The organism is Cupriavidus numazuensis (genome assembly GCF_905397435.1).
In the GTDB taxonomy this organism is placed as follows: domain Bacteria; phylum Pseudomonadota; class Gammaproteobacteria; order Burkholderiales; family Burkholderiaceae; genus Cupriavidus; species Cupriavidus numazuensis.
Window position 1 is genome coordinate 18,987 of the sequence record NZ_CAJPVI010000055.1, and the last position, 25,424, is coordinate 44,410.

Consider the following 25,424-nt stretch of genomic DNA (forward strand, 5'->3'; position numbering starts at 1 on the left):
CCCCAGTTTTCTAGCATCAGGCATTTCAGGAGATAGACATGACCATCAAGATCGGCATCAACGGCTTCGGCCGCATCGGGCGCATGGTATTCCGTGCAGCCGCCGCCAACTTCAAGGACATCGAAGTTGTTGCCATCAACGACCTGCTCGAGCCCGACTACCTCGCGTACATGCTGAAGTACGACTCGGTGCACGGCCGTTTCGACGGTGAAGTGTCGGTCGACGGCAACACGCTGGTCGTCAACGGCAAGAAGATCCGCCTGACCGCGGTCAAGGATCCGTCCGAGCTGAAGTGGGGCGAAGTCGGCGCCGACGTGGTGATCGAATCGACCGGCATCTTCCTGACCAAGGAAGGCGCGCAGAAGCACATCGACGCGGGCGCCAAGAAGGTGATCATGTCGGCACCGTCGAAGGACGACACCCCGATGTTCGTGTACGGCGTGAACCACGAGACGTACAAGGGCGAAGCGATCATCTCGAACGCTTCGTGCACCACGAACTGCCTGGCACCGGTTGCCAAGGTGCTGAACGACAAGTGGGGCATCAAGCGCGGCCTGATGACCACCGTGCACGCAGCTACCGCCACGCAGAAGACCGTTGACGGCCCGTCCAACAAGGACTGGCGCGGCGGCCGCGGCATCCTGGAAAACATCATCCCGTCGTCGACGGGCGCCGCCAAGGCCGTGGGCGTGGTGATTCCGCAGCTGAACAAGAAGCTGACCGGCATGTCGTTCCGCGTGCCGACCTCGGACGTGTCCGTGGTCGACCTGACCGTCGAACTGGAAAAGTCGGCGTCGTACGAAGAAATCTGCGCCGAGATGAAGGCCCAGAGCCAGGGCGCGCTGAAGGGCGTGCTGGGCTACACCGAAGACAAGGTTGTCGCCACAGACTTCCGCGGCGATGCACGCACCTCGATCTTCGACGCTGAAGCCGGCATCGCGCTGGACGGCACCTTCATCAAGGTCGTGAGCTGGTACGACAACGAGTGGGGCTACTCGAACAAGTGCCTGGAAATGGCACGCGTGGTGGCCAAGTAATCCGGCTTGCCTGTCGTGAAAAACGCGCCTTCGGGCGCGTTTTTCTTTGGGCGGGCGTCAAGCTACGCGTCAGCTGGCGGGCCGTGCCGCGAGCGGCCGCGCGTCCACGGCGGCGCCATCCACGAGGAAATGGCCGCCGGCGACGTGGTGGATCGTGCGCAGGGCGTCGTGTCCTTCGAAATGCCACCGGCCGTTGCTGAATACGCGCGCGTCGGCATGCGCCGCCACTACTTCGCCGAGGAACAAGTCGTAGGTCTGCTGGATCGGCGGTTCGGGCAGCAGCCGGCATTCCAGCCAGGCGGCGCAGCCGTCCAGCAGTGGCGCGCCGACGACGTCGCCGGCAAATGTCGCAAGGCCGAAGGCTTCGAACTTGTCCGTGCTTTGCTGTTCGGCGAGCGATTGTCCGGAGCTAGACCCGAGCGCTTCGGTCAGGTCGACCTGGCTCACGGTCGGCACCTGGAGCACGAATTCGCCGCTCTGTTCGAGCAGCCGGCGGGTCCACGTGCTCTTGTCCAGCACCACCGCGACCTTGGGCGGCGAGAAATCCAGCGGCATCGCCCACGCGGCCGCCATGATGTTGCGTTGCCCGCCGGCGGCCGCGCTGACCAGTACGGTCGGGCCGTGGTTCAGCAACCGGTAGGCTTTCACGAGTTCGACCGCTTGGCGGTGTGATGACATAGGCGCAAAAGTTGGATCGGGGGAAACCCGACTATACGCCGACCTTCATGTGATTGTTGTCCGACGGCGCGAGCCCATTTTCACGAAATGGGCCTGAATTTCCTCATACGGTCGCGAAAAATGCAGACCATTGCCCGGAGTGAAATGCTGAATCTGCTTTCCGATGGCGTTTTTTCCACTTACACTAATAACGAGCCGTTGATATCTGATGTGCAGCCAGTGCAAGTCGCGGGGCCATCTAAGATCGGAATAAATCGGAACAGGGCCTGATCATGGTGAACGTGGACACCAAGCTTCTTGTGATTTTCACCGAACTGCTGAGCAAGCGGAACGCGACCTATGTCGCGGAGAAAATGCACATGACGGCTCCGGCCGTGTCGCATTCGCTTGGCCGGCTGCGCGAGATCTTCGACGATCCGCTTTTCATTCGCGTGCCGCACGGGCTGACCCCGACGCCGCGCGCGCTCGAACTGGGCCCCAAGATCCGCGACATGCTGGACCTGTGGTCGTCCATCAATGAAGGCGATGCCGACAATTTCGATCCGGCGATCGCCACAGGCACGCTGAGCATTGGCTTTGCCGCGGAACTTGGCGACACGGTGTTCAACCGCTTCGTGCTGCGCATCAAGCAACTGGCGCCGGAACTCCACATCAAGCTGGTCGAGTCCCATTCCTGGGAAGCCGACGTCGCGTCGATGCGTGCGAACGAGCTTGACCTGGCTTTTTCACCTTTCCCGACGCGGCATCCGGAAATCGTCGAGGAGATGGTCACGTCGCTGAGCCTTTGGGTGTGCGCGCGCAAGAACCATCCCGTGCTGAAGGGCCAGTGCACGCTGGAGCAGTATCTCGACTGCGGCCACATCTTCATGGCCCATTCAGGCGGTGCCGGCCGGCCGGCGCCGTCGCTGATCCCGCTCGACTACGCGCTGCAGCAGCGGGGGCTCAAGCGCAACGCCACGCTGACCGTGCATTCATGGCGCGCGCAGGCCGAGCTGGCGGCGCAGACCGACATGATCTTCACGGTCAATGCGCTGACCAAGGACATGGCCTGCGAGACCTATGGCCTCAAGGCGTTCCCCCTGCCGGCGGAGCTCAATACCACGGTTGGCCTGAACATGTTCTGGCACCGCAGCCGCAACACACACCCGATGCTGGTGTGGGCGCGTGGACTGTTCCGCCAGGTGGTGGGCGAATTTGTTGGCATGCCCGCCGCAAGGCAGCTGCGCGTAGTCGCCGAGCAGGACGTCGAAACGCCCTGATCGCTGCCCGTACTCGGTATTCGGATCCAAGAAAAAACCGGCGCAAAGGCGCCGGTTTTTTCTTTTCTTGCTGCCGTACCGCCGCACACAGGCGGCGGGCGGCTTATCGTTTTGGTCTGTGGGGACAGTCAGTCTTGGTGCAGTTGCCGTACAGCGACAATGCGTGTTCCTGCAGCGCAAAGCCGCGTTCGCGCGCAATGCTTTGCTGGCGTTGCTCGATCTCGCCGTCGAAGAACTCTTCCACGCGGCCGCAATCGAGGCATACCAGGTGATCGTGGTGCTTGCCTTCGTTGAGCTCGAAAATGGCTTTGCCGGATTCGAAGTTGTTGCGCGACAGCAGGCCCGCTTGCTCGAATTGCGTGAGCACGCGGTAAACGGTCGCCAGGCCGATATCCATATGCTCGTTGAGCAGGATTCGGTAGACGTCTTCAGCGCTCAGGTGGCGCTGTTCACTGGTCTGAAAAATCTCAAGGATTTTCAGCCGCGGCACGGTCGCCTTCAGGCCGATATTCTTGAGGTCTGCCGGACTCGGCATGGGCGTGACTCCCTAGAGTACAATGTCTGGATAGTTGAATCATAAGGGTTTTGGCGACAAAAGTCGCCCGGTGCCAATGCCAGCGAAGGCGGCCTCTGCCCGCCGGATGCCACGGCAGTCCAGGCAGCCGCCGCGCGGCGGAAATGTCCCTGTCGGCACTTTCCTTTCCCTCTGGAAGCGAGATACATGCGTTCATCCCGTTCGTCTGCCATGCGTCCGACGCTGGTGTTTTCCCTGCTGGCCGTGGCGCTTCTGGCCGGTGCTTGCTCGACCTACGACTCCACTTCGCGCAAGCTCACAAACGCCATTACGCCGTATCGGATCAATATCGTGCAGGGCAACTTCGTCTCGCGTGAGGCGGCTTCGCAACTGCACGAGGGCATGACCCGCGACCAGGTCAAGTTCCTGCTCGGCACGCCGCTGCTGACCGACGTCTTCCATGCGGACCGCTGGGACTACGTGTTCTCGTTCCGCCGCGGCAATGCCGCAGTCGTCCAGCAGCGTCGCTTCACTGTTTACTTTGACGGCGACAAGCTGACGAAGTTTGGTGGCGACGAACTGCCGTCCGAGTATGAGCTGATTGCCGAAATCGACGGCATGAAGAAGGCGTTGAAAGACCAGAAGCCGGGCATCGGCGGCAGTTCGAGCAGCCAGGCAGCGGCAGCGGCGCCCGCCGCAGCGCCCGCAGCCGCGCAAGACGCTCCGGCGGCACCCGCGCAGCCGCAGGCAGCCACACCGGAGCCTTCCGCCGCTACGCCCGCCGCCGGTACGCAGCCCGAAGCCGCTGCACAGTCCAACTGAGGCGCGCTGCAGACGCCCCGCGGCAGCCCGGATCGGCTGCCACCATGATTCCCGGCCGGCGCTTTGCGACCGGCCGTTTTCCGATATCGCCAGGTAAAACACCATGAACATTGCCATTGCCGGCGCCTCCGGCCGCATGGGCCGCATGCTGATCGAACACATTCTCGCCACCGAAGGCGTCTCGCTGTCAGGCGCGCTCGACGTGCCGGGCTCGCCGGCGCTGGGCCAGGATGCCGGCCTGCTGCTGGGCCGCCAGACGGGTGTGGCGATCACGGCTGACCTGGACGCCGGCCTGGCCGGCGCCGACTGCCTGATCGATTTCACGCGCCCCGAGGGCACGTTGGCTCACCTGGCTGCGGCCAAGCGGCTGGGCGTCAAGATGGTGATCGGCACCACGGGCTTCGACGACGCGGGCAAGGCCGCGCTGGCCGAAGCGGCCAAGTCGATCGGCATCGTCTTCGCCGCGAACATGAGTGTGGGCGTCAACGCGACCTTCAAGCTGCTGGAAGTGGCGGCAAAGCTGCTTTCCACCGGCTACGATATCGAAATCATCGAAGCCCACCACCGATTCAAGGTCGATGCCCCGTCGGGTACGGCACTGAAGATGGGCGAAGTGGTGGCGGAGGCCCTGGGCCGTGACCTGAAGACCTGTGCCGTCTATGCGCGCGAAGGTCACACGGGCGAGCGCGATCCGAATTCGATCGGCTTTGCCACCGTGCGCGGCGGCGATATCGTCGGCGACCACACCGTGATGTTCGCCGGCATCGGCGAGCGCATCGAGATCAGCCACAAGTCGTCGAGCCGTCAGTCGTATGCCGACGGCGCCGTGCGCGCGGCCCGCTTCCTCGCCGACAAGCCGAACGGCCTGTTCGACATGCAGGACGTGCTGGGCCTGAAGTAAGGCGGCCCCCGGGCGGGCAAGGCCGTGACGGCCTTGCCGCACGGTTATAATCAGCTTCTTTCGCATTGCACGACAGGCGGACGCCGCACCAGTGGTTGCCCGCCATCTGCCTTCCTGTCCCCCGGATGCGGGCATGCCTGACGCCGCGCAGACCGTTGTCCTGAACGTTGTCCCGACCATGCAAGACAAATATCTTCCTTCCGCCGTTGAACAAGCCGCCCAGCAACACTGGCAGGCGATCGACGCCTACCGCGTGCCCGAGCATGCCACTGGGCCCGACGGCAAGGAAAAGCCCAAGTTCTACGCCTGCTCGATGCTGCCGTACCCGTCGGGCAAGCTGCACATGGGACACGTGCGCAACTACACCATCAATGACGTGATGGCGCGCTACCTGCGCATGAACGGCAACAACGTGCTGATGCCGATGGGCTGGGACGCCTTCGGCATGCCGGCGGAAAACGCCGCGCTTAACAACGGCGTGGCCCCGGCCGCCTGGACCTACGACAACATCGCTTACATGAAGAAGCAGATGCAGTCGATGGGCCTGGCGATCGACTGGTCGCGCGAAGTCGCGACCTGCAGCCCGGACTACTACCGCTGGAATCAGTGGCTGTTCCTGAAGATGCTCGAGAAGGGCATTGCCTACCGCAAGACCGGCACCGTGAACTGGGACCCGGTCGACCAGACCGTGCTGGCCAACGAGCAGGTCATTGACGGCCGCGGCTGGCGCTCGGGCGCGATCGTTGAAAAGCGCGAGATCCCGATGTACTACCTGCGTATCACCGAATACGCAGAGGAACTGCTGGGTGACCTGGACGGCCTGGGCTGGCCCGAGCGCGTCAAGATCATGCAGCAGAACTGGATCGGCAAGAGCGTGGGCGTGCGCTTCGCGTTCAAGCATGACATCCAGGGCGACGACGGCCAGCCGATCAACGATGGCAAGCTGTACGTGTTCACCACGCGCGCCGACACCATCATGGGCGTGACCTTCTGCGCGGTCGCCGCCGAGCACCCGCTGGCCACGCACGCCGCCGCGAACAACCCCGAACTGGCCGCCTTCATCGACGAATGCAAGCATGGTTCGGTCATGGAAGCCGACATGGCGACCATGGAGAAGAAGGGCATGCCGACGGGCCTGCAGGTCACGCACCCGCTGACCGGCGAGCAGGTCGACGTGTGGGTCGGCAACTACGTGCTGATGAGCTATGGCGACGGCGCCGTGATGGGCGTGCCCGCGCACGACGAGCGCGACTTCGCGTTCGCCAACAAGTACAAGCTGCCGATCAGGCAGGTCATCGACGTCAAGGGCCAGCCGTATTCGACCGAAGCCTGGCAGGAGTGGTACGGCGACAAGGAAAACGGCGTCTGCATCGAGAGTGGCAAGTACAACGGCCTCGGCTACCAGGCCGCGGTCGAGGCGATCGCCGCTGACTTGGGCGCGATGGGCCTGGGCGAGAAGAAGATCACCTGGCGCCTGCGCGACTGGGGCATCTCGCGCCAGCGCTACTGGGGCACGCCGATCCCGCTGATCCACTGCGACAGCTGCGGCGTGGTGCCGGTGCCCGAGCAGGACCTGCCCGTGGTGCTGCCCGAGGATCTCGTGCCGGACGGCACGGGCAACCCGCTGAACAAGGACCCGCGTTTCCTGCAGTGCACCTGCCCGTCCTGTGGCAAGCCCGCGCGCCGTGAGACCGACACGATGGATACGTTCATCGATTCGTGCTGGTACTACATGCGCTATACGTGCCCGGACGCGGCCACCATGGTCGATGCGCGCAACGACTACTGGATGCCGATGGACCAGTACATCGGTGGCATCGAGCACGCGATCCTGCACCTGCTGTACGCGCGCTTCTGGACCAAGGTCATGCGCGATCTGGGCCTGGTCAAGTTCGACGAGCCGTTCACCAACCTGCTGACGCAGGGCATGGTGCTCAACGAGACCTACTACCGTGAAGACGCTTCGGGCAAGAAGCACTGGTACAACCCGGCCGAGGTCAACTTGCAGACCGACGAGCGCGGCCGCCCGGTGGGCGCCACGTTGATCGCCGACGGCCAGCCGGTGGTGATCGGCGGCGTCGAGAAGATGTCGAAGTCGAAGAACAACGGCATCGACCCGCAGGCCCTGATCGACCAGCACGGCGCCGACACCGCGCGCCTGTTCGTGATGTTCGCCGCGCCGCCGGAGCAGCAGCTCGAATGGAGCGGCTCGGGCGTGGAAGGCGCGTCGCGCTTCCTGCGCCGCGTGTGGAATTACGGCTTTGCCAATGGCGCTGCCGTACGTGATGGCGCCGGTGCCGCACCGACCGCGGACGACGCGGACCTGCGCCGCGAGATCCACGGCGTGCTCAAGCAGGCCAACTACGACTACCAGCGCATTCAGTACAACACCGTGGTGTCCGCCACGATGAAGATGCTGAACGCGCTCGAAGACGCCAAGAACGCCTCGCCGGCCGCGCGCCGCGAGTGCTTCGGCATTCTGCTGCGCGTGCTGTACCCGGTGGTGCCGCACATCACGCACGGCCTGTGGGATGCGCTGGGCTACGCCACGCAGTACGGCGACCTGCTCGACGCCCCGTGGCCGCAGGTCGATGAAGGCGCGCTGGTGCGCACCGAGATCGAAATGGTGCTGCAGATCAACGGCAAGGTGCGCGGCAGCGTGACCGTGCCGGCCGATGCCGACCGCGCCGCAATCGAGGCCGCGGCCGCCGCCAGCGAGACCGTGGCCAAGTTTGCCGAGGGCAAGGCGCCGAAGAAGATCGTGGTCGTGCCCGGCCGCCTGGTCAACGTGGTGCTGTAAGCACAGGGATCGGAACCGATAAGCGGATGAAGGAATCGCCGAGAATGGATCGACTGGACAAGGGCCGCCGCAAGCTGCTCGCCGCGATGCTGGCCACGGGCCTGCTGGCGGGCTGCGGCTTCCATATGCGCGGCAATGCCGACTTTGCGTTCAAGCGGCTCTATATCGGCATTCCGCCCAATACGCTGATGGGTTCGGACCTGCGCCGCGCGATCCGCGGCGGTTCGGACACCGTGGTCGTGGCCGACCAGAAAGAGGCCGACGCGCTGCTGGACGTGCTGCAGGACACGCGTACCAAGACCATCCTGTCGATCACGACCGAAGGCGTGGTGCGCGAATACCGCCTGACGCAGCGCTTCAGCTTCCGCCTGCGCGATGCCGCGGGCAAGGAACTGATCGCGCCGTCGCAGCTGATCCTCACGCGCGACCTCACGTACAACGAAGCCAATACGCTGGCCAAGGACTACGAAGAGCAGCAGCTTTATCGCGACATGCAGCGCGATATCGTGCAGCAGCTCATGCGCCGGCTGGCCGCGGTCAAGGCCATCTGAGCGATTCGACGTCCCGCACCGGCATGCAGCTCAAGCTCGACGGACTCGACGCCCATTTGCGGCAGGCCAAGGCCAAGGGCCTGGCGCCGCTTTATGTCGTCCATGGTGACGAGCACCTGCTGGTGCTCGAAGCGGTGGACCGCCTGCGCCAGACCGCGCGCGAGGCCGGTTTCTCCGAGCGAGACGTGCTCGTGGCCGAGCGCAATTTCCACTGGAGCCAGCTCGTCGAGGCGCAGCAGTCGATGTCGCTGTTCGGCGACCGCAAGATCGTCGAACTGCGCATTCCGTCCGGCAAGCCGGGCAAGGAGGGCGGCGAGGCGCTGCGCGCCGTGGCGGCTCAGCCGTCGCCCGACGTGGTGATGCTCGTCACGCTGCCGCGGCTGGATTTCGCGACGTCGAAGTCCGCGTGGTTCCAGGCGCTGGAAGGCGCGGGCGTATCGATCAAGGTCGACTCCGTGGACCGTATCCGGCTGCCGGCCTGGGTCGGCGAACGCCTGGCTCTGCAGCAGCAGCGCGTGGAAGGCGGCGAGCCTGGCCGGCGTGCGCTGCAGTTCATTGCCGACAAGGTCGAAGGCAACCTGCTGGCTGCCCACCAGGAAATCCAGAAGCTGGGTTTGCTGTACCCGCCCGGCGAACTGACGTTCGACCAGGTGCACGATGCGGTGCTCAATGTCGCCCGCTACGACGTCTTCAAGCTGTCCGAAGCGATGCTCGGCAGCGACGTGCCGCGCCTGGTGCGCATGCTCGAAGGGCTGCGCGGCGAGGGCGAGGCCACGGTGCTGGTGCTGTGGGCGCTGACCGAGGAAATTCGCGTATTATCCAAGGTCCGGCAAGGGATTGCGGCCGGCAAGCCCGCCGCCGTGCTGATGCGCGAACTGCGGGTCTGGGGCGCGCGCGAACGGCTGGTACCGCAGGCCGCGCAGCGGCTCACGCAGGGTAAGCTCGATGCGGCGCTGGCAATGGCCGCACGGCTGGACCGGCAAGTGAAGGGTTTGCACGACCTGCCGCCACCGGGCAGCGCGCCGCTGCCGGCAGAGCCATGGGATGGCTTGCAGCAGTTGGCGCTGATGATTGCGCGCTGAGGGTTTGCTCTCCCGACGGTTTGCTCCCCTCTCCCGCCTGCGGGAGAGGGGCCGGGGGAGAGGGCAGGCAGTGGTCCTGGCGATATCGCCACGAGATGCTCCGGCCCTCTCCCCCAACCCCTCTCCCGCGCTCGGGAGAGGGGAGGAACACATACTGACAGCCGTCCTCCCGGCCACGAACATGACCGAGCTCGACCTCAACCAATACATGGACCGCGTCGGCCGCCAGGCACGCGCGGCATCGCGCGCGATGGCGCGTGCCTCCACCGCGGACAAGAACCGCGCGCTGCTGACCATTGCCACGGCGATCCGCCGCGATGCCGACAAGCTCAAGGCTGTCAACGCGCGTGACGTCGAGCGCGCCCGCGCCAACGGCCAGGACGCCGCCTTCGTCGACCGCCTGACCCTGTCGGACAAGGCGATCAAGACCATGGCCGAAGGCCTCGAGCAGATCGCCGCGCTGGCCGATCCGATCGGCGAGATCTCGAACATGAAGTTCCGCCCGACCGGCATCCAGGTCGGCCAGATGCGCGTGCCGCTCGGCGTGATCGGCATCATCTACGAGTCGCGGCCGAACGTGACCATCGACGCGGCGGCGCTGTGCCTGAAGTCGGGCAATGCCACGATCCTGCGCGGCGGCTCCGAGGCCATCGAATCGAACACCGCGCTGGCCGCGCTTGTCGCTGAAGGCCTGGCAGCCGCCGGCCTGCCGCCCGAGGCCGTGCAGGTCATCGAAACCACGGACCGCGCTGCGGTTGGCCGACTGATCACGATGACCGAGTACGTCGACGTGATCGTGCCGCGCGGCGGCAAGAGCCTGATCGCGCGTCTGATGGAAGAGGCGCGCGTGCCGATGATCAAGCATCTCGACGGCATCTGCCACGTGTTCATCGACGCCGACGCCGACCTCGACAAGGCCGTGCGCGTTTGCGACAACGCCAAGACTCAGCGCTACGCGCCGTGCAACACGATGGAAACGCTGCTGGTGTCGCAGGACATCGCCGCGCGCGCGCTGCCGCCGCTGTGCCGCATCTACCAGGAGAAGGGCGTCGAGCTGCGCGTTTGCCCGGCTACGCGCGCCACGCTGGAAGCCGCGGGTTTCAGCGGGCTCGTCGATGCGCACGAAGAAGACTGGCGCCTGGAATACCTGGCCCCGATCCTCGCCATCAAAACGGTGACCGGACTCGACGAGGCCATCGCGCATATCAACGAGTACGGCTCGCACCATACCGATTCGATCATCACCGAGAACTACTCGACCGGCATGCGCTTTATCCGCGAAGTCGATTCGGCGAGCGTGATGATCAACGCGTCGACGCGCTTTGCCGATGGCTTCGAATACGGCCTTGGCGCGGAGATTGGCATCTCCAACGACAAGCTGCACGCACGTGGCCCGGTCGGACTGGAAGGGCTGACGTCGCTGAAGTATGTGGTGTTCGGCCACGGCGAGATCCGTACCTGAGAACGCGCCGGCGGGCGATCATGCCCGCCGCAAACAACAACAACTGCTGCCGCAAACGCTTCGCTGAATGCTCTGGGTCAAAGCGCTTCACATCGTCTTCGTCGTGTCCTGGTTCGCTGGCTTGTTCTACCTGCCGCGCATCTTCGTCAACCTGGCCATGGAGACCGAGGCCGCGAGCACGCAGCGTCTGCTGCTGATGGCGCGCAAGCTGTACCGCTTCATGACCATGCTGGCGGTGCCGGCCGTGGTGTTCGGGCTGTGGCTGTACCTCGGCTACGGCATTGGCCGCGGGCCGGGGCAGGGCTGGATGCATGCCAAGCTGGCGCTGGTGCTGGTGCTGATCGGCTACCACCATGGCTGCGGCCGGCTGCTCAAGAAGTTCGAGGCGGGCAGCAATACCCGCTCGCATACCTTCTACCGCTGGTTCAACGAACTGCCTGTGCTGGTGCTGCTGGCAGTGGTGATCCTGGTGGTAGTCAAGCCGTTCTGAACCCCGGTTCCTCCGGATGTCCTTGATGAGTGCAACATGAGCAAGCAGGTCGACTACTATCTCACGCCGCCGTCCCCGTTCGTGTACCTCGGCCATGAGCGCTTTGCCGCCATCGCGGCCAGGCATGGTGTCCAGGTCAACCTGAAGCCGTGCGACCTCGGCAAGGTGTTCTCCGTGTCGGGCGGTTTGCCGCTCGCGCAGCGTCCGCCGCAGCGGCAGGCCTACCGTCTGGTCGAGCTTGCGCGCTGGAGCGAATACCTCGGGCTGCCGCTGAATCTCCATCCGACCTATTTTCCGGTGTCCGGCGATGCGGCCAGCAAGCTGATCATCGCTGCCCAGCTTGCCCACGGCACCGCGCGGGCCATGCAACTCACCGGCGCCATCGGCGCGGCGGTGTGGGCGCAGCAGCGCAATATCGCCGACGCCGCCACGCTGGCCCAGCTTGCCGATGAAGCCGGCCTGGATGGCGCCAGTCTGCTCAAGGCCAGCGAAGGGAAGGCCGTGCAGGACGCCTATGCGCAGAACACGCAAGATGCGATCTCCGCCGGCGTCTTCGGCGCCCCGTGGTTTATTTACGATGGCCAGCCCTTCTGGGGCCAGGACCGGCTGGACTTCCTTGACCGGGCACTGGCGGCAGGCTGAACCGTCGGCTAGGCTAATCTGATCTCCCGTCCGCCACGGCGGACGTTTTTGTTTGCAGGAACCTGAATCCATGACCCAAGCTTTCTTTGCTCCCTGCCCGCGCGGCCTCGAGGGCGCGCTGGCCGAAGAACTGCGCGAGATCGCCGCGCGGCCCGGAATGGCGTCGCTGGCCCCGTTTGAGGTGCATCGCGAGGTGCCGGGCGGCGTCAGTTTTTCGGGCGAACTGGCGGCTGCGTACGCCGTCAACCTGCATTCGCGCATTGCCAGCCGCGTGCTGATGCGCGTGGCCGCGCGCGGCTACCGGCACGAGGACGATATCTACGCACTGGTGCGCAGCCAGCGCTGGGAGCAATGGTTCTCGCCCGATGAGTCGATCCGCGTCGATCTGACCTCCACCAAGTCCCAGTTGCGCAGCTTGAATTTCACGGCGCTGCGCATCAAGGACGGCGTTTGCGATGGCATGCGCGAACGCCTGGGCGCGCGGCCCAGCGTGGACACCGTGAGCCCGGATGTGCGCATTTATGCCCACCTGACGGAACACGACTGCACGCTGTACATCGATACCACTGGCGAGCCGCTGTTCAAACGCGGCTGGCGCATGGAGAAGGGCGAGGCCCCGCTGAAGGAGAACCTGGCGGCGGGCATCCTGCGCCTGGCTGGCTGGGTGAAGGGCCAGACCAACCGCCCGTTCTATGACCCGATGTGCGGCAGCGGCACGTTTCTGATCGAAGCGGCGCAGGTGGCGCTGGATATCGCGCCGGGCGGCAGCCGCAGCTTTGCCTTTGAATGGCTCAAGGGTGCGGATACCAAGGCCTGGCAGAAGCTCAAGTCGGACGCCCAGCGCGCGCGCATGCTCGCGTCGACGGATGGCCTGCAGATTGCCGGATCGGATATTTCCACTGACATGCTGGCCATGGCACATGCCAACTGGACGCGTGCCGGATTGCCCGACGAAGTACGTACCAAGCAGGTGGATGCGCGCTTCGCCCAGCCGCCGTTTGCCGAGCCGGGCCTGATGCTGATGAACCCGCCGTACGGCGAGCGGATCGTGGTGCGCGGCGAGCGCCGCATGGCCCAGGACGAAATGCCGCGCGACGAGGCCGAGGAGGCCGCTGCCAACCAGTTCGCCAGCGCATTTGCCACCACGCTCAAGCAAAACTTCGCGGGCTGGCAGGCCTGGGTCTTTACGGGGGATCTGTCGATGCCCAAGCGCCTGCGGCTCAAGGAGTCGCGCCGCACGCCGCTCTACAACGGCAACATCGAGTGCCGCCTGTTCCGCTTTGACATGGTGCGGGGCGGCAACCGCGGGCCGCAGCCGGCCTGAGCGGCCGGCAGGACGGCCGTCTGAACGTCAGGGCCGCTTGCGGCCCGTCAGCGTCTCGGGATTGCGCGCGAAGTCGGCCAGGAAGGTTTGCTGGCTGACCACAGGCTCCTCCAGCAGGTGGCGCGGCAGGTCAAACAGGGCGTAGACATATTCCTCTCGTCCCTCGCAGCGTTCGGCCGGCAGGCAATATTGCTCCCAGTCGACGCAGGCCGGCGTGTACATGCCATTGCCAGGCCAGAAGAAGGGCACCAGGCGGCCTTCGCGCAGGCCTTCGATCAGCGCCGCCGGCGCGTCGTAGGCCTCGGCCGATTCGACCTGGCTCATCAGCCCGGCGCGGGTTTCGATCACCATCAGCGTGGCATGGCCCTGCGCCGTCAGCATCAGGATGCCGACCGGATTGGGGTACAGGTAGTACTCGACAAAGCCATAGCGCGCGGTGATCTGGCGCACGCGTTCGGTCATGGCCGGATCCGACAGGAACGAGTACGAATGCCGCGTCAGCAGCTCGCGCAAGGTGCGCGACAGCGTGGTGAAGTACTGCTGCTGCAGGGAATCGATTTCCTGGCCCAGGCGCTCGACCATATTGGCTTCGTGTTTCTTCACGTAGCGGTCGATCAGGCCATGATTGAAGCCCTGTACGGCGATGCTTTCGTCGGCGGTGCCGGTCAGCAGGATAGTCTTGCACGGCAGGTCCTGCAGCGCCTGGCAGAACTCCAGGCCGTCCATCTGCGGCATCGAATAGTCCACCACGATCACGCCCGGCTGCAGGAAGCGGTTGATATCGTGGATCTGGCGGTGGATGCGGTCGATGTCGAGCTGCACGGTGCGCCGCTCGGTCAGGAAGGTCAGGTCGTCGTGAGTGACCCGGACCGGCAGGAAGGCGGGAAAGCGCGTGGCGTAGGCTTCACGGATCCACTGCAGCGCTTCGCGCGGGTCGGTGAAGGTAACCACCGCGCGCGAGGCGTCCATCTGGAACGCCAGGCTGTCGATGAACGACTTGCTGTCATCGACCAGGACGGTCAGGATCGGGTGATGGAAAACCGACAGGTTCCTGTCGTGCGGGTTGAATGTCATGGTGCGTTCGGGCCATGCAGCAACGCTGGGAATTCAGCGCAGGCCAGTATAACGCGCTGCCGCCCCGAAGGGCGGCAGCGTGGCGCATCAGGCACGAATTCGCGATTCGCCTGTAGCGCCCGTGGTTATTCCACGGCCTTGAACATGTCCTCGACCACCTTCTTGGCGTCGCCGAACACCATCATGGTCTTGTCCATGTAGAACAGCTCGTTGTCCAGGCCCGCGTAGCCGGCCGCCATCGAACGCTTGTTCACGATGATGGTCTTGGCCTTGTACGCTTCCAGGATCGGCATGCCCGCGATCGGCGACTTCGGGTCCGTCTTGGCCGACGGGTTCACCACGTCGTTGGCGCCGAGCACCAGCACCACGTCGGCCTGGCCGAACTCGCTGTTGATGTCTTCCATCTCGAAGACCATGTCGTACGGCACTTCGGCTTCCGCCAGCAGCACGTTCATGTGGCCCGGCATGCGGCCCGCCACCGGGTGGATCGCGTACTTCACCGTCACGCCCTTCTCGGTCAGCTTCTCGGTCAGTTCCTTGAGCGCATGCTGGGCGCGTGCCACCGCCAGGCCATAGCCCGGCACGATGATCACGGTCTCGGCATTGCCCATCAGAAAGGCCGCATCGTCGGCGGAGCCCGACTTCACGTTGCGCTGGGCCTGCGCACCGGCCGCGCCGGCCGCGGCCGCTTCGCCGCCGAAGCCGCCCAGGATCACGTTGAAGAACGAGCGGTTCATCGCCTTGCACATGATGTACGAGAGGATGGCACCGGACGAACCCACCAGCGAGCCGGCGATGATCAGCATCGGGTTGTTCAGCGAGAAGCCGATGCCAGCCGCCGCCCAGCCCGAGTACGAGTTCAGCATCGAGACCACCACCGGCATATCGGCGCCGCCGATCGGGATGATGATCAGCACGCCGAGCACGAAGGCGATGGCCAGCATCACCAGGAACGGCAGCCAGTCCTGCGTCATGAAGAACGCAATGCCGAAGCCGACCATGGCGACGGCCAGCGCCAGGTTCAGCATGTGCTGGCCCGCGAACACCACCGGCGCGCCCTGGAACAGGCGGAACTTGTAGCGCCCGGCCAGCTTGCCGAAGGCGATCACCGAACCGGAGAACGTAATCGCACCGACGAAGCAGCCGATGAACAGTTCGATGCGGTTGCCCAGCGGGATCTCATGCGACCCCGCGGGCGCGATGCCGAAGGCCGAAGGCTCGGCCACCGCGGCCACGGCGATGAACACCGCCGCGAGACCGATCAGCGAGTGCATTGCCGCGACCAGTTCGGGCATCTTGGTCATCTCGACCTTCTTCGCCACGTAGGCGCCGATGCCGCCGCCCACCACCAGCGCGCCGAAGATCAGCGCCAGGCCCGAAGCGACCGAAGACTGCGCCGTGCCGGCCGCGAGGAATTCGTTCTTGAGCTTGATGATCAGCACCAGCGTCGTAACCACGGCAATGGCCATGCCGATCATGCCGAAGGCATTGCCTTTGCGGGCCGATGCCGGGTGCGAAAGCCCCTTGAGCGCCTGGATGAAGCAGACCGAGGCGATCAGGTAGAGCAGGGTGACAAGGTTCATGCTGACGAGTTCGGTCATCACGCACCTCCCTTCGCGCCGGCCTTGGCCTTCGGCTCTTTCTTCTTGAACATCTCCAGCATGCGCTGCGTGACCAGGAAGCCGCCGAACACGTTGACGGCAGCCAGGGCCACTGCCAGCGTGCCCATGATGCGGCCCGTGGCGCCCTCGGTCAGGCCGGCGGCCAGCATGGCGCCGACGATGATGATGGCCGAGATCGCATTCGTCACGGCCATCAGCGGGGTGTGCAGCGCGGGCGTTACCGTCCACACCACGTGGTAACCCACGTAGATCGCCAGCACAAAGATGATCAGGTTGATCACCGTGTGGTTCACCATCTCCATCGACTTCTCCTCCCTTGCATTGAATCCTGGATGCCGCTTGTGTTCTTTGTCTGGAATGCGAACGACCGGGATGGCGTCGCCCCGCTACGGCGACTGTGCCAGCGCCGGTCCCTGCAATGCCGCCGCCGCGCCCGGAGCCGGGAACACCCGGGCCCAGTCGCGCTTCATGCTGACTACGGTCCAGCCGCGCTCGGATGCCGCGCGCAGCGACGCGCCGTCGCTTTCCGCATACGCCGATTCGCGTTCGGCGTCGTCATGGTTGACCAGCAGCTGGAACGACGGTCCCTTGCGTGCCTGCGAGTACGACAGCATGGCGATATCGCCCTTGCCGCCGACATTGCCCGCCGCGAACACTGGCCGCTTGCCGATCTGCAGCGCAATGTTCACCGGCTTCATCTGTTTGTCGTTGAAGCTTTCGATCTTCGGTTCGCGCCAGATCTCGTTGTCGCGGCCGCTTTCACGGAACTGCGCGGCGACCCGTGAGCCGATGACCTGTTGCGGGGGGATACCATAGTAGGACTGCGAGACGACGCGCATGAAGTCCGTCGTGCCGCCCGAGCAGATCCAGGTCTGGTAGCCGTGCGCGCGCAGCAGCGCCAGCAGTTCCAGCATCGGCTGGTAAGTGCCTTCGCGCAGCGAGGCCTTCGTTTTCGGGTGACGCGCATTGGCGAAGTAGCGCCGCGCGTCTTCCTGGAAGCTATCGAGGGAGGTGTTGCCGTAAAGCTCGTTGAGCAGGCGCACGGCGCCCGCTTCCCCGGTGGATTTGAAATAGGCCGCGGGGTCGGCCAGGAATTCCTTGTAGGGCGATCGTCCGGCCAGTGCCGGCTCGGCCCGCGCACGCTCCTGCGCACGGTTGATCACGAACAGCAGTTCGACCACCGGATCTTCGCGCCACAGCGTGCCGTCGTTATCGAACACGGCGATGCGGTCCTCGGGCGCAACGAATTCGGGGCTGCCCGGCGTAGTGGTCTTGCTGACGAAATTCAGGACGGATTGCTTGGCGGCGCCGTCGCGCCAGGCGGGCAGGGGGTCAAGCAGCTTCGGGCCGCTGGTGGCCGCAGTGCTGGCGGTATCGGTCTTGCCGCCGCCAGATGTACTGCAGGCCGCGCACAGCGCCAGCAGTCCGATGCCGGCGGCCTGCGCGAACCGCATGCCAAGGCGGGCACCCCATGGTGCCGCCTTCGCTGCGGAATCCCAACACAGGCTGGCCGCCATGCGCTTAGACCTGGGTGCCAGGAAGTCTCACGCCGCCTTGCGCACGACTTCGCCGCCGTTGCACATCAGGCAGGCAGCGACGATGTCGTCTTCAAGGTTGAGCGTGAACTGGCCGTCCTTGTCGATGACCAGCTTGAGGAAGTCCAGGACGTTGCGTGCGTACAGCGCCGAGGCGTCGGCCGCGACCATGCTGGCGAGGTTGGTATGGCCCACGAAGATCACGCCATGGCGCTCGACCACTTCGTCGGCCACCGTCAGCGGGCAATTGCCGCCTTGCGCGGCGGCAAGGTCGACCACCACCGAGCCCGGCTTCATCTGGCGCACAGTTTCTTCCTGCAGCAGCACGGGTGCCTTGCGGCCCGGAATCAGTGCGGTGGTGATGATGATGTCGGCCTGGATCGCGCGCTGGTGCACCAGTTCGGCCTGGCGCTTCATCCAGTCGGGCGGCATCGGGCGCGCATAGCCGCCCACGCCCTGCGCGATCTCGCGCTCCTCGTCGGTGACGAACGGCACGTCCAGGAACTTGCCGCCGAGCGATTCGATCTGCTCCTTCACGGCCGGGCGCACGTCCGAGGCCTCGATCACCGCACCGAGGCGCTTGGCCGTGGCGATGGCCTGCAAGCCCGCCACACCGGCGCCGAGGATCAGCACGCGTGCGGCCTTGACCGTACCCGCAGCGGTCATCAGCATCGGCATGAAGCGCTGGTAGTGATGCGCGGCGACCAGCACGGCCTTGTAGCCGGCGATGTTCGCCTGCGAGGACAGTACGTCCATGCTTTGCGCACGCGTGGTGCGCGGCGCGGCTTCGAGTGCGAACGCGGTGACCGAAGCGGCGGCCATGCGCGCGTTGTTCTCCGCATCGAACGGGTTGAGCATGCCCACCAGTGCCGAGCCGGGCTTCATCAGCGCCAGCTCCGCGGCTTCCGGGGCGCGCACTTTCAGAACCAGATCGGCGCCGAATGCGTCGGCCACCGTGCCGATGGTCGCGCCGACAGCCTCATAGGCGCTGTCAGGCTGGCTGGCCCGTACGCCGGCGCCCGCCTGCACCACGACCTTATGGCCTTGCGCAACGTACTTCTTGACGGTCTCCGGGGTGGCGGCGACGCGAGTCTCGCCGGCCCGCGTCTCCTGCGGGATGCCGATGTACATCGTCAATTTCTCCTTTTGCTGGCGTCATATCTGGTGGGCGAGCCGACGTCTGGCCCGTTGTACGCTCCCAACTGTTGACAGCCGCAGCGCACAATTTTTCACGCAGCTTACAGGAATCTGACGTTTGTTGGTGACCGACCGGTCGGGTTTTGGCGAAGCGCCACGTGACTGCCTCGGCGCCCGTCGCCGCGCTGCACAATGCCCGTGCAACCGGTAAAATGCCGGATTGCCTAAAAAATGTGCACCATGCCCACTGACTGGAATGCCAGCGTGACGGTTGCCGCGGTCATCGAGCGCGGCGGCCGCTTTCTGCTGGTGGAAGAAGAAACCCGTGACGGCCTGCGGCTGAACCAGCCGGCGGGCCATCTCGATCCCGGCGAAAGCCTGATCCGCGCCGTCATCCGCGAAACGCTGGAAGAGACCGCGCACACGTTCGAGCCGCGCGCGCTGCTCGGCTGCTACATGGGCCGGGCGCTATCGTCGCGCACCGATACGGACGTGACCTATGTGCGCTTCGCGTTCACGGGCGACCTGGGTTCGCTCGACGCCGGCCGCCAGCTCGATACCGGCATCGTGCGCACCGTGTGGATGAGCGCCGATGAAATTCGCGCCTGCCCGGAACGCCACCGCACGCCGCTGGTTCTCGCTTGCGTGGAAGACTATCTGGCCGGCAAGCGCTTTGCGCTCGACGCGCTCTACACGCACCCGTCGGTACTCGCCACCGGAGCGGCATCGTGAGCGGCAAGCGTGTCGTAGTGGGCATGTCGGGCGGGGTCGATTCGTCGGTCACCGCATGGCTGCTCAAGCAGCAGGGCTACGAGGTCATCGGCCTGTTCATGAAGAACTGGGAAGACGATGACGACAGCGAGTACTGCTCCACGCGACAGGACTGGCTCGACGTGGTGTCGGTGGCCGACCTGATCGGCGTCGACGTCGAAGCGGTCAACTTCGCGGCCGAGTACAAGGACCGCGTGTTCGCCGATTTCCTGCGCGAGTATTCGGCGGGCCGTACGCCGAACCCGGACGTGCTGTGCAATGCCGAGATCAAATTCAAGGCGTTCCTCGACCACGCCATGTCGCTTGGTGCAGAGACCATCGCCACGGGCCACTATGCGCGCGTGCGGCAGAACGCGGCCGGCCGTTTCGAGCTGCTCAAGGCGCTCGATCACACCAAGGATCAGAGTTACTTCCTGCATCGACTGAATCAGGCGCAGCTCTCGCGCACGCTGTTCCCGCTCGGAGAGATTCCGAAGACGCGCGTGCGCGAGATCGCTGCGGAAATCGGCCTGCCAAACGCGAAGAAAAAGGACTCGACCGGCATCTGTTTCATCGGCGAGCGGCCATTCCGCGATTTCCTGAATCGCTACCTGCCGACCAAGCCGGGACCGATGAAGACGCCGGATGGCAAGGTGGTCGGCGAGCACATCGGGCTGGCGTTCTACACGCTGGGCCAGCGCAAGGGCATCGGCCTCGGCGGCAGCCGCGAGGGCAGTGGCGACGCGTGGTACGTGGCGCGCAAGGACATGGCGGCGAACACGCTTTATGTCGTGCAGGGACATGACCATCCGTGGCTGCTCACGCCCACGCTGGTCGCCGCCGATCTGTCATGGGTGGCGGGCGAGCCGCCAATTGCCGGAGCATCGATGGCAGCCAAGACGCGCTATCGCCAGAGCGATGCGCCCTGCGTGGTCGATGCGGTCGATGTCAATACGCTGAAGCTTGCGTTTGCTGAAGCGCAGTGGGCCGTCACGCCGGGCCAGTCGGCAGTGCTGTACGACGGCGATATCTGCCTCGGTGGCGGCATCATCCAGTCGGCGCAGTAAGCAGGTTGTGCCGTCAGAAAGCAGAAACGCCCGCATTCGCGGGCGTTTCTGCTTCCGGGGCCTGGCTCAGGCCTGCGGTGGTTCGGTGTCGATGAACGACTGGCGCTTGGCCAGTTTTTCGTGGTACGTCGCCAGGTTCGGATGGCGCTCGCGCCAGTTGATTTCCGGGAAGCGGAAGTCCAGATAGGACAGCGCGCAGCCCACGGCCACATCGGCCAGCGAATAGTGGTTGCCGCTGCACCACTGACGATCCGCCAGGTTGTTCGACATGGCGACCAGCGCGGCGTTGATCTTGCCCAGCTGACGCTGCACCCAGCGCTCGCTGCGCTCGTGCGGTTCGCGTTGGGTGTTCTCCAGGCGCGCGAGCAGCGCGGCATCGAGCAGGCCGTCGGCCAGCGCTTCCCAGCAGCGCACTTCGAGGCGTTCCCGGCCGCCCTGCGGAATCAGGCGGCTGACCGGGGTCAGCGTGTCCACGTATTCGACAATCACGCGCGAGTCATAGATCGAACTGCCGTCTTCCATGACCAGGCAAGGCACCTTGCCGAGCGGATTGTATTGGCCGATCACCGTGTCGGCTGACCAGACGTTCTCTTCGATCAACTGGTAGTCGATCTTCTTTTCCGCCATCACTACGCGCACCTTGCGCGCGTAGGGACTGGTTTGGGACGCGAACAGCTTCATTTTCTCCCCTCGAGCTTGTTATGAAGTGCATCGACGCTCGGCGGCAAGCTGCGCAGGAGCCTCGGGGCCATGCTTGCCCGATGCACTTCATAACAGGCTAGCGGAACGGCGAGCGCGAGTATACCCGCGCCGCATGGCGAATGAGTCCTCCCGAACGGATGTCCCATGGCGATGCTGCAGCGTTACCCCGGTATCGGGGCATGGGTGGTAAAATCGCCCGTTGCGCGGCGCCGGCCCGTCAGCGCCGTCAGCCGCAGGACATCCGCGGTGCGGCGTATCGGCCGCTTGCCAACTGCCCGCGGGGCGCTCCCCGCGCATGGCGCGCGCCTGCGATCCATCCCGTACCCCCATTCTCCCCGGTTGCCAGCATGTCCACCTCTTCGCTTTCGCCGCTCACCGCCCTGTCCCCCATCGATGGTCGCTATGCCTCCAAGGCCGATGCGCTGCGCGAATGGCTGTCCGAAGCGGCCTTCATGCGTAACCGCGTCAAGGTCGAGGTGCACTGGCTGATCGCGCTGGCCCAGGCTGGCCTGCCCGATATGCCGAAGTTCTCGGCGGCCTCGGAAGCCGCACTGCTGGCACTCGTGGACAAGTTCAGCGAGGCCGATGCCGCCCGCATCAAGGAAATCGAAGCCGTCACCAACCATGACGTGAAGGCCGTCGAGTACTGGCTCAAGGAGCAGGTCAAGGGCAACGCCGAACTCGAAGCGGCGAGCGAATTCATCCACTTCGCCTGCACCTCGGAAGACATCAACAACACTTCGCACGGCATGATGCTCAAGGGCGCGCGCGAGGGTGTCGTCGTGCCGGCGCTCAAGCGTGTGCAGGCCCGCCTGGTCGAACTGGCGAAGCTCAATGCCACGCAGCCGATGCTGTCGCGCACCCACGGCCAGCCGGCCAGCCCGACCACGCTCGGCAAGGAAATGGCCAACGTGGCCGCGCGCCTGGCCCGTGCGATCGAACGTATCGAGCGCGTGGAACTGCTCGGCAAGATGAATGGCGCAGTCGGCAACTACAACGCCCACCTGTCGGCTTACCCGACGTTCGACTGGGAAGCGTTCTCGAAGCAGGTCATCGAAACCCGCCTGGGCCTGACCTTCAACCCGTACACCATCCAGATCGAGCCGCACGACTACATGGCCGAGCTGTTCGATGCCGTGGCGCGCGCCAACACCATCCTGCTGGACCTGAACCGCGATATCTGGGGCTATATCTCGGTGGGCTATTTCAAGCAGAAGACCAAGGCCGGCGAGATCGGTTCGTCGACCATGCCGCACAAGGTCAACCCGATCGACTTCGAGAACTCGGAAGGCAACCTGGGCCTGGCCAACGCGGTGCTGCGCCACCTGTCCGAGAAGCTGCCGGTGTCGCGCTGGCAGCGTGACCTGACCGACTCGACCGTACTGCGCAACATCGGCGTGGCGTTCGGCTACAGCCTGCTGGCCTACGAGGCCTGCCTGCGCGGCCTGGGCAAGCTGGAAACCAACCCCGAGCGCCTGAACGAAGACCTCGACAACTGCTGGGAAGTGCTGGCCGAGCCGGTGCAGACCGTGATGCGCCGCTTCGGCGTGCCGAACCCGTACGAGCAGCTCAAGGAGCTGACCCGCGGCAAGGGCATTTCGCGCGAAGCGCTGCAGACGTTCATTACCGGCCTGGCCATTCCGCAGGATGCCAAGGACCTGCTGCTGGCGATGACGCCGGCCAGCTACATCGGCAAGGCAGTGGTGCTGGCCGAGCGGATCTGATCTGCCGCTGTTCCAGCCGGCAATGAGAAAGCCACCCCGAGGGGTGGCTTTTTTTGTGCCTATCGAAATGATGGCCAGGCTTTTCCGTGCGGCAGAATGTCGCTTCAAATCATTTGAATAACTTAATTAAGGACTGTCCTTCATCTGCGCACAATCCGTCGCAATAATGCGAGAATCGTAAGCGCGGGGCCAGATCACCCGTTGCGGACTTACCCAAAGATTGTGAAACGCCCGCGACTCGGGCGGAGGAATTTGATGCGTTCTAACGCTAATGCTGCAGGCTACGGTGCCACGGCCATCGGCCTGCACTGGATCATTGCCTTGCTGATTTTTGCCGCCTTCGGGCTCGGCTGGTACATGACCGGCATCCCGGGTCTGACGCCGACCAAGCTCAAGCTGTTTTCATGGCACAAATGGCTCGGCGTGACCGTGTTCGGCATTGCCGTGCTGCGCGTGCTCTGGCGAGCCACGCACGCTGCGCCGCCGGTGGCCGCCGGCACGCCGGCGTGGCAGGCGAAGGCGGCTGCGGGCGCTCACCACTTGCTTTACGTCCTGATTATCGTGGTCCCCATCACCGGCTATCTGTACAGCCTGGCAGCGGGTGTACCCGTGGTCTACCTGGGCTTGTGGAAGATGCCTGTGCTGATCGAACCCAACGATGCACTCAAGGAAGTCTTCAAGGCTGTGCACGTCTGGCTGAATTACCTGATGGCGTCCGTGGTGGCCGTGCATGCGGCCGCGGCCATCAAGCACCAGGTGGTCGATCGCGACGGCACGCTGGGCCGCATGCTGCCGTTCCTGCGCTAGTCCGCCAGGCCGCGCACTGCGGCAGTTGACGTTATTCGGGAAGTCCCTTTTTCGGTTCTGATGCGCGGCGCAGGGCGCCGCCCACTGACAGGAGTCATTGATGAAACGCATTCCCCGCCCCGGTTCGCTGCTGCTGGCCGCCGTGCTGGCCACTACCGGTTTTGCCGCGAACCTCGCCTGGGCGCAGATCGACGCCGCGAAGAGCTCGGTGACCGCAGTGGCGCGCCAGATCGGCGTGCCCATGGAGGGCAAGTTCAAGAAGTTCGATGCCAACGTCGACTTCGACCCGGCCAAGCTGGCAACGTCGTCGGCCAAGATCGAAATCGATGTGTCGAGCTTCGAGATTGCCGATGCCGAGACCACCAAGGAAGTGAAGGGCAAGGACTGGTTCGATGCGGCGAAGTATCCGAAGGCTGTGTTCCAGTCCACCGGCATCAAGAACGGCACGCCGGGCAAGTACGAAGTCGCCGGCAAGCTGACCATCAAGGGCAAGACCCAGGACGTCGTGGTGCCGGCAACCTATCGCCAGGAAGGTGGTGCCCAGGTGTTCGACGGCGTGCTGCCGATCAAGCGCACGGTCTTCAATATCGGCGATGGCGAATGGAAGGACACTTCCGTGGTGGCCGACGACGTGCAGATCAAATTCCATATCGTGACGGCAGCAAAGAAGTGAAAGACGTGAAGTCCGCATTGCCGGATTTCACGCGCTGAACAGCTGCTGCCATTCCCATTGATGTTCCTCTCCAACCTTTTGTCGGGAGATACCATGAAACTGCGTACCCTCATGACCGCCGTGGCAGCCATTGCCGCAACCGCCGCCTTCGGCGTGGCTTCGGCCAACACGGTGACCTATAACCTCGATCCGACCCATACGTACCCGAGCTTCGAGGCCGACCACCTGGGCGGCCTGTCGAAGTGGCGCGGCAAGTTCGACAAGTCCACCGGCGTCGTCACGCTGGACCGCGCCGCCAAGAGCGGCACGGTGGACGTGAAGATCGATCCGGCGTCGATCGACTTCGGCAATGCCAAGCTGAACCAGCATGCCAAGAGCCCTGACATGTTCGACGTCGAGGCCTTCCCCGAAGCCAGCTACAAGGGCAAGTTCAGCAAGTTCCAGGGCGACGTCCCGACCGAAGTGGAAGGCGTGCTGACCCTGCGCGGCGTGTCCAAGCCCGTGAAGCTGGAAATTCGCGACTTCAAGTGCATCCAGCACCCGATGCTCAAGCGCGAGGCCTGCGGTGCCGACGCGGTCGGTACGTTCAATCGCGCCGATTTCGGTCTCGACTACGGCGTGAAGATGGGCTTCAAGCCCGAAGTCAAGCTGGCGATCCAGGTCGAAGGCATCCGCGCCGAGTAAACATCGTGCGCCGCGGCTGATCTTCGCCGCCACCCCGCTGCACCCGAAAAGCCGGCATCCGCCGGCTTTTTTCTTGGGCGGTCATCG

25 protein-coding genes are annotated in these 25,424 nt (G+C 64.7%); 17 read left to right on the forward strand and 8 right to left on the reverse strand.

All coding sequences use genetic code 11. The annotated features are described in order from the left end of the window. The first annotated feature begins 38 nt into the window (after positions 1–38). Positions 39–1,037 carry a type I glyceraldehyde-3-phosphate dehydrogenase gene (gap, locus tag KHO41_RS32295; protein ID WP_211957310.1) on the forward strand — a complete coding sequence of 333 codons (999 nt, stop codon included), beginning with the start codon at positions 39–41 and terminating at the stop codon, positions 1,035–1,037. A 69-nt stretch (positions 1,038–1,106) separates the two neighbouring features. Here gap and KHO41_RS32300 read toward each other — a convergent pair whose 3' ends face one another. Beyond that, positions 1,107–1,715, reverse strand: a complete 609-nt coding sequence (locus KHO41_RS32300; protein ID WP_211957311.1) for a flavin reductase family protein — start codon at positions 1,713–1,715, stop codon at positions 1,107–1,109. Positions 1,716–1,987: 272 nt separating this feature from the next. Between KHO41_RS32300 and KHO41_RS32305 the strand changes: the two genes are divergently transcribed. Beyond that, positions 1,988–2,974 (forward strand): LysR family transcriptional regulator, encoded by a 987-nt coding sequence (locus KHO41_RS32305; RefSeq protein WP_211957312.1) that lies wholly within the window; start codon positions 1,988–1,990, stop codon positions 2,972–2,974. Between the two features lie 103 nt (positions 2,975–3,077). On the opposite strand, the gene fur is transcribed toward KHO41_RS32305, so the two are convergent. After that, positions 3,078–3,509 (reverse strand): ferric iron uptake transcriptional regulator, encoded by a 432-nt coding sequence (gene fur, locus KHO41_RS32310; protein ID WP_211945752.1) that lies wholly within the window; start codon positions 3,507–3,509, stop codon positions 3,078–3,080. Between the two features lie 186 nt (positions 3,510–3,695). Here fur and KHO41_RS32315 point away from each other — a divergent pair, with 186 nt between their 5' ends. From KHO41_RS32315 to KHO41_RS32355, 9 genes are all read left to right on the forward strand, one after another. Then, a complete protein-coding gene (locus KHO41_RS32315; RefSeq protein WP_211957313.1) occupies positions 3,696–4,310 on the forward strand; it encodes an outer membrane protein assembly factor BamE in 615 nt (204 codons plus the stop codon). 103 nt (positions 4,311–4,413) lie between these two features. Then, positions 4,414–5,211 (forward strand): 4-hydroxy-tetrahydrodipicolinate reductase, encoded by a 798-nt coding sequence (dapB, locus tag KHO41_RS32320; RefSeq protein WP_211957314.1) that lies wholly within the window; start codon positions 4,414–4,416, stop codon positions 5,209–5,211. 178 nt (positions 5,212–5,389) lie between these two features. Beyond that, the gene (gene leuS / locus KHO41_RS32325) at positions 5,390–8,011 is read left to right on the forward strand and encodes a leucine--tRNA ligase (RefSeq protein ID WP_211957345.1); all 2,622 of its coding nucleotides are present in this window, start codon (positions 5,390–5,392) and stop codon (positions 8,009–8,011) included. Between the two features lie 44 nt (positions 8,012–8,055). Then, positions 8,056–8,562 carry an LPS-assembly lipoprotein LptE gene (locus KHO41_RS32330; RefSeq protein ID WP_211957315.1) on the forward strand — a complete coding sequence of 169 codons (507 nt, stop codon included), beginning with the start codon at positions 8,056–8,058 and terminating at the stop codon, positions 8,560–8,562. 23 nt (positions 8,563–8,585) lie between these two features. Beyond that, entirely contained in the window at positions 8,586–9,644 is a 1,059-nt protein-coding gene (holA, locus tag KHO41_RS32335) for a DNA polymerase III subunit delta (protein WP_211957316.1), read from the forward strand. Between the two features lie 181 nt (positions 9,645–9,825). Further along, entirely contained in the window at positions 9,826–11,106 is a 1,281-nt protein-coding gene (locus KHO41_RS32340; protein WP_211957317.1) for a glutamate-5-semialdehyde dehydrogenase, read from the forward strand. Between the two features lie 67 nt (positions 11,107–11,173). Further along, the gene (locus tag KHO41_RS32345) at positions 11,174–11,596 is read left to right on the forward strand and encodes a CopD family protein (RefSeq protein ID WP_211957318.1); all 423 of its coding nucleotides are present in this window, start codon (positions 11,174–11,176) and stop codon (positions 11,594–11,596) included. 36 nt (positions 11,597–11,632) lie between these two features. Then, positions 11,633–12,238: a 2-hydroxychromene-2-carboxylate isomerase gene (locus tag KHO41_RS32350; RefSeq protein WP_211957319.1), complete on the forward strand. Its 606-nt coding sequence runs from the start codon at positions 11,633–11,635 to the stop codon at positions 12,236–12,238. A gap of 70 nt (positions 12,239–12,308) precedes the next feature. Further along, the gene (locus KHO41_RS32355) at positions 12,309–13,562 is read left to right on the forward strand and encodes a THUMP domain-containing class I SAM-dependent RNA methyltransferase (protein WP_211957320.1); all 1,254 of its coding nucleotides are present in this window, start codon (positions 12,309–12,311) and stop codon (positions 13,560–13,562) included. A 27-nt stretch (positions 13,563–13,589) separates the two neighbouring features. Here the strand turns inward: KHO41_RS32355 and KHO41_RS32360 are convergent, their stop codons facing one another. The 5 genes from KHO41_RS32360 to KHO41_RS32380 all read right to left on the reverse strand — a co-directional run bounded on the left by KHO41_RS32360 (position 13,590) and on the right by KHO41_RS32380 (position 18,924). Continuing rightward, a complete protein-coding gene (locus tag KHO41_RS32360) occupies positions 13,590–14,636 on the reverse strand; it encodes a response regulator (protein ID WP_211957321.1) in 1,047 nt (348 codons plus the stop codon). A 125-nt stretch (positions 14,637–14,761) separates the two neighbouring features. Next, the gene (locus tag KHO41_RS32365) at positions 14,762–16,237 is read right to left on the reverse strand and encodes an NAD(P)(+) transhydrogenase (Re/Si-specific) subunit beta (RefSeq protein WP_211957322.1); all 1,476 of its coding nucleotides are present in this window, start codon (positions 16,235–16,237) and stop codon (positions 14,762–14,764) included. Further along, a complete protein-coding gene (locus KHO41_RS32370; RefSeq protein ID WP_211945740.1) occupies positions 16,237–16,560 on the reverse strand; it encodes an NAD(P) transhydrogenase subunit alpha in 324 nt (107 codons plus the stop codon). The genes KHO41_RS32365 and KHO41_RS32370 overlap by 1 nt, the downstream gene beginning before the upstream one ends. A gap of 84 nt (positions 16,561–16,644) precedes the next feature. Next, entirely contained in the window at positions 16,645–17,775 is a 1,131-nt protein-coding gene (locus KHO41_RS32375) for an HAD family hydrolase (protein WP_211957323.1), read from the reverse strand. 27 nt (positions 17,776–17,802) lie between these two features. Continuing rightward, on the reverse strand, positions 17,803–18,924 hold the full coding sequence (locus KHO41_RS32380) for a Re/Si-specific NAD(P)(+) transhydrogenase subunit alpha (RefSeq protein WP_211957324.1): 1,122 nt from the start codon (positions 18,922–18,924) through the stop codon (positions 17,803–17,805). A gap of 246 nt (positions 18,925–19,170) precedes the next feature. Between KHO41_RS32380 and KHO41_RS32385 the strand changes: the two genes are divergently transcribed. Both KHO41_RS32385 and mnmA read left to right on the forward strand, forming a co-directional pair. Beyond that, positions 19,171–19,662 carry an NUDIX hydrolase gene (locus tag KHO41_RS32385; protein ID WP_181184546.1) on the forward strand — a complete coding sequence of 164 codons (492 nt, stop codon included), beginning with the start codon at positions 19,171–19,173 and terminating at the stop codon, positions 19,660–19,662. Continuing rightward, positions 19,659–20,747, forward strand: a complete 1,089-nt coding sequence (mnmA, locus tag KHO41_RS32390) for a tRNA 2-thiouridine(34) synthase MnmA (RefSeq protein WP_211957325.1) — start codon at positions 19,659–19,661, stop codon at positions 20,745–20,747. Before KHO41_RS32385 ends, mnmA begins: the two co-directional genes overlap by 4 nt. Before the next feature lie 66 nt (positions 20,748–20,813). Here mnmA and KHO41_RS32395 read toward each other — a convergent pair whose 3' ends face one another. Further along, positions 20,814–21,428, reverse strand: coding sequence for a glutathione S-transferase C-terminal domain-containing protein (locus KHO41_RS32395; RefSeq protein WP_211957326.1), 615 nt, complete (start codon positions 21,426–21,428; stop codon positions 20,814–20,816). A 368-nt stretch (positions 21,429–21,796) separates the two neighbouring features. Here KHO41_RS32395 and purB point away from each other — a divergent pair, with 368 nt between their 5' ends. The 4 genes from purB to KHO41_RS32415 all read left to right on the forward strand — a co-directional run bounded on the left by purB (position 21,797) and on the right by KHO41_RS32415 (position 25,337). Next, complete coding sequence (gene purB / locus KHO41_RS32400) at positions 21,797–23,173, forward strand: adenylosuccinate lyase (RefSeq protein WP_211957327.1); 1,377 nt, start codon at positions 21,797–21,799, stop codon at positions 23,171–23,173. 255 nt (positions 23,174–23,428) lie between these two features. After that, a complete protein-coding gene (locus KHO41_RS32405; RefSeq protein WP_211957328.1) occupies positions 23,429–23,980 on the forward strand; it encodes a cytochrome b in 552 nt (183 codons plus the stop codon). Between the two features lie 100 nt (positions 23,981–24,080). After that, positions 24,081–24,653: a YceI family protein gene (locus KHO41_RS32410; protein ID WP_211957329.1), complete on the forward strand. Its 573-nt coding sequence runs from the start codon at positions 24,081–24,083 to the stop codon at positions 24,651–24,653. A gap of 93 nt (positions 24,654–24,746) precedes the next feature. Further along, a complete protein-coding gene (locus KHO41_RS32415) occupies positions 24,747–25,337 on the forward strand; it encodes a YceI family protein (RefSeq protein WP_211957330.1) in 591 nt (196 codons plus the stop codon). Positions 25,338–25,424 lie beyond the last annotated feature (87 nt).

Bases quoted from the DNA above. Each gene is read 5' to 3' on its own strand.
- gap (WP_211957310.1), top strand. From the start codon at position 39: ATGACCATCAAGATCGGCATCAACGGCTTCGGCCGCATCGGGCGCATG.
- KHO41_RS32300 (WP_211957311.1), bottom strand. From the start codon at position 1,715: ATGTCATCACACCGCCAAGCGGTCGAACTCGTGAAAGCCTACCGGTTG.
- KHO41_RS32305 (WP_211957312.1), top strand. From the start codon at position 1,988: ATGGTGAACGTGGACACCAAGCTTCTTGTGATTTTCACCGAACTGCTG.
- fur (WP_211945752.1), bottom strand. From the start codon at position 3,509: ATGCCGAGTCCGGCAGACCTCAAGAATATCGGCCTGAAGGCGACCGTG.
- KHO41_RS32315 (WP_211957313.1), top strand. From the start codon at position 3,696: ATGCGTTCATCCCGTTCGTCTGCCATGCGTCCGACGCTGGTGTTTTCC.
- dapB (WP_211957314.1), top strand. From the start codon at position 4,414: ATGAACATTGCCATTGCCGGCGCCTCCGGCCGCATGGGCCGCATGCTG.
- leuS (WP_211957345.1), top strand. From the start codon at position 5,390: ATGCAAGACAAATATCTTCCTTCCGCCGTTGAACAAGCCGCCCAGCAA.
- KHO41_RS32330 (WP_211957315.1), top strand. From the start codon at position 8,056: ATGGATCGACTGGACAAGGGCCGCCGCAAGCTGCTCGCCGCGATGCTG.
- holA (WP_211957316.1), top strand. From the start codon at position 8,586: ATGCAGCTCAAGCTCGACGGACTCGACGCCCATTTGCGGCAGGCCAAG.
- KHO41_RS32340 (WP_211957317.1), top strand. From the start codon at position 9,826: ATGACCGAGCTCGACCTCAACCAATACATGGACCGCGTCGGCCGCCAG.
- KHO41_RS32345 (WP_211957318.1), top strand. From the start codon at position 11,174: ATGCTCTGGGTCAAAGCGCTTCACATCGTCTTCGTCGTGTCCTGGTTC.
- KHO41_RS32350 (WP_211957319.1), top strand. From the start codon at position 11,633: ATGAGCAAGCAGGTCGACTACTATCTCACGCCGCCGTCCCCGTTCGTG.
- KHO41_RS32355 (WP_211957320.1), top strand. From the start codon at position 12,309: ATGACCCAAGCTTTCTTTGCTCCCTGCCCGCGCGGCCTCGAGGGCGCG.
- KHO41_RS32360 (WP_211957321.1), bottom strand. From the start codon at position 14,636: ATGACATTCAACCCGCACGACAGGAACCTGTCGGTTTTCCATCACCCG.
- KHO41_RS32365 (WP_211957322.1), bottom strand. From the start codon at position 16,237: ATGACCGAACTCGTCAGCATGAACCTTGTCACCCTGCTCTACCTGATC.
- KHO41_RS32370 (WP_211945740.1), bottom strand. From the start codon at position 16,560: ATGGAGATGGTGAACCACACGGTGATCAACCTGATCATCTTTGTGCTG.
- KHO41_RS32375 (WP_211957323.1), bottom strand. From the start codon at position 17,775: ATGGCGGCCAGCCTGTGTTGGGATTCCGCAGCGAAGGCGGCACCATGG.
- KHO41_RS32380 (WP_211957324.1), bottom strand. From the start codon at position 18,924: ATGTACATCGGCATCCCGCAGGAGACGCGGGCCGGCGAGACTCGCGTC.
- KHO41_RS32385 (WP_181184546.1), top strand. From the start codon at position 19,171: ATGCCCACTGACTGGAATGCCAGCGTGACGGTTGCCGCGGTCATCGAG.
- KHO41_RS32395 (WP_211957326.1), bottom strand. From the start codon at position 21,428: ATGAAGCTGTTCGCGTCCCAAACCAGTCCCTACGCGCGCAAGGTGCGC.
- purB (WP_211957327.1), top strand. From the start codon at position 21,797: ATGTCCACCTCTTCGCTTTCGCCGCTCACCGCCCTGTCCCCCATCGAT.
- KHO41_RS32405 (WP_211957328.1), top strand. From the start codon at position 23,429: ATGCGTTCTAACGCTAATGCTGCAGGCTACGGTGCCACGGCCATCGGC.
- KHO41_RS32410 (WP_211957329.1), top strand. From the start codon at position 24,081: ATGAAACGCATTCCCCGCCCCGGTTCGCTGCTGCTGGCCGCCGTGCTG.
- KHO41_RS32415 (WP_211957330.1), top strand. From the start codon at position 24,747: ATGAAACTGCGTACCCTCATGACCGCCGTGGCAGCCATTGCCGCAACC.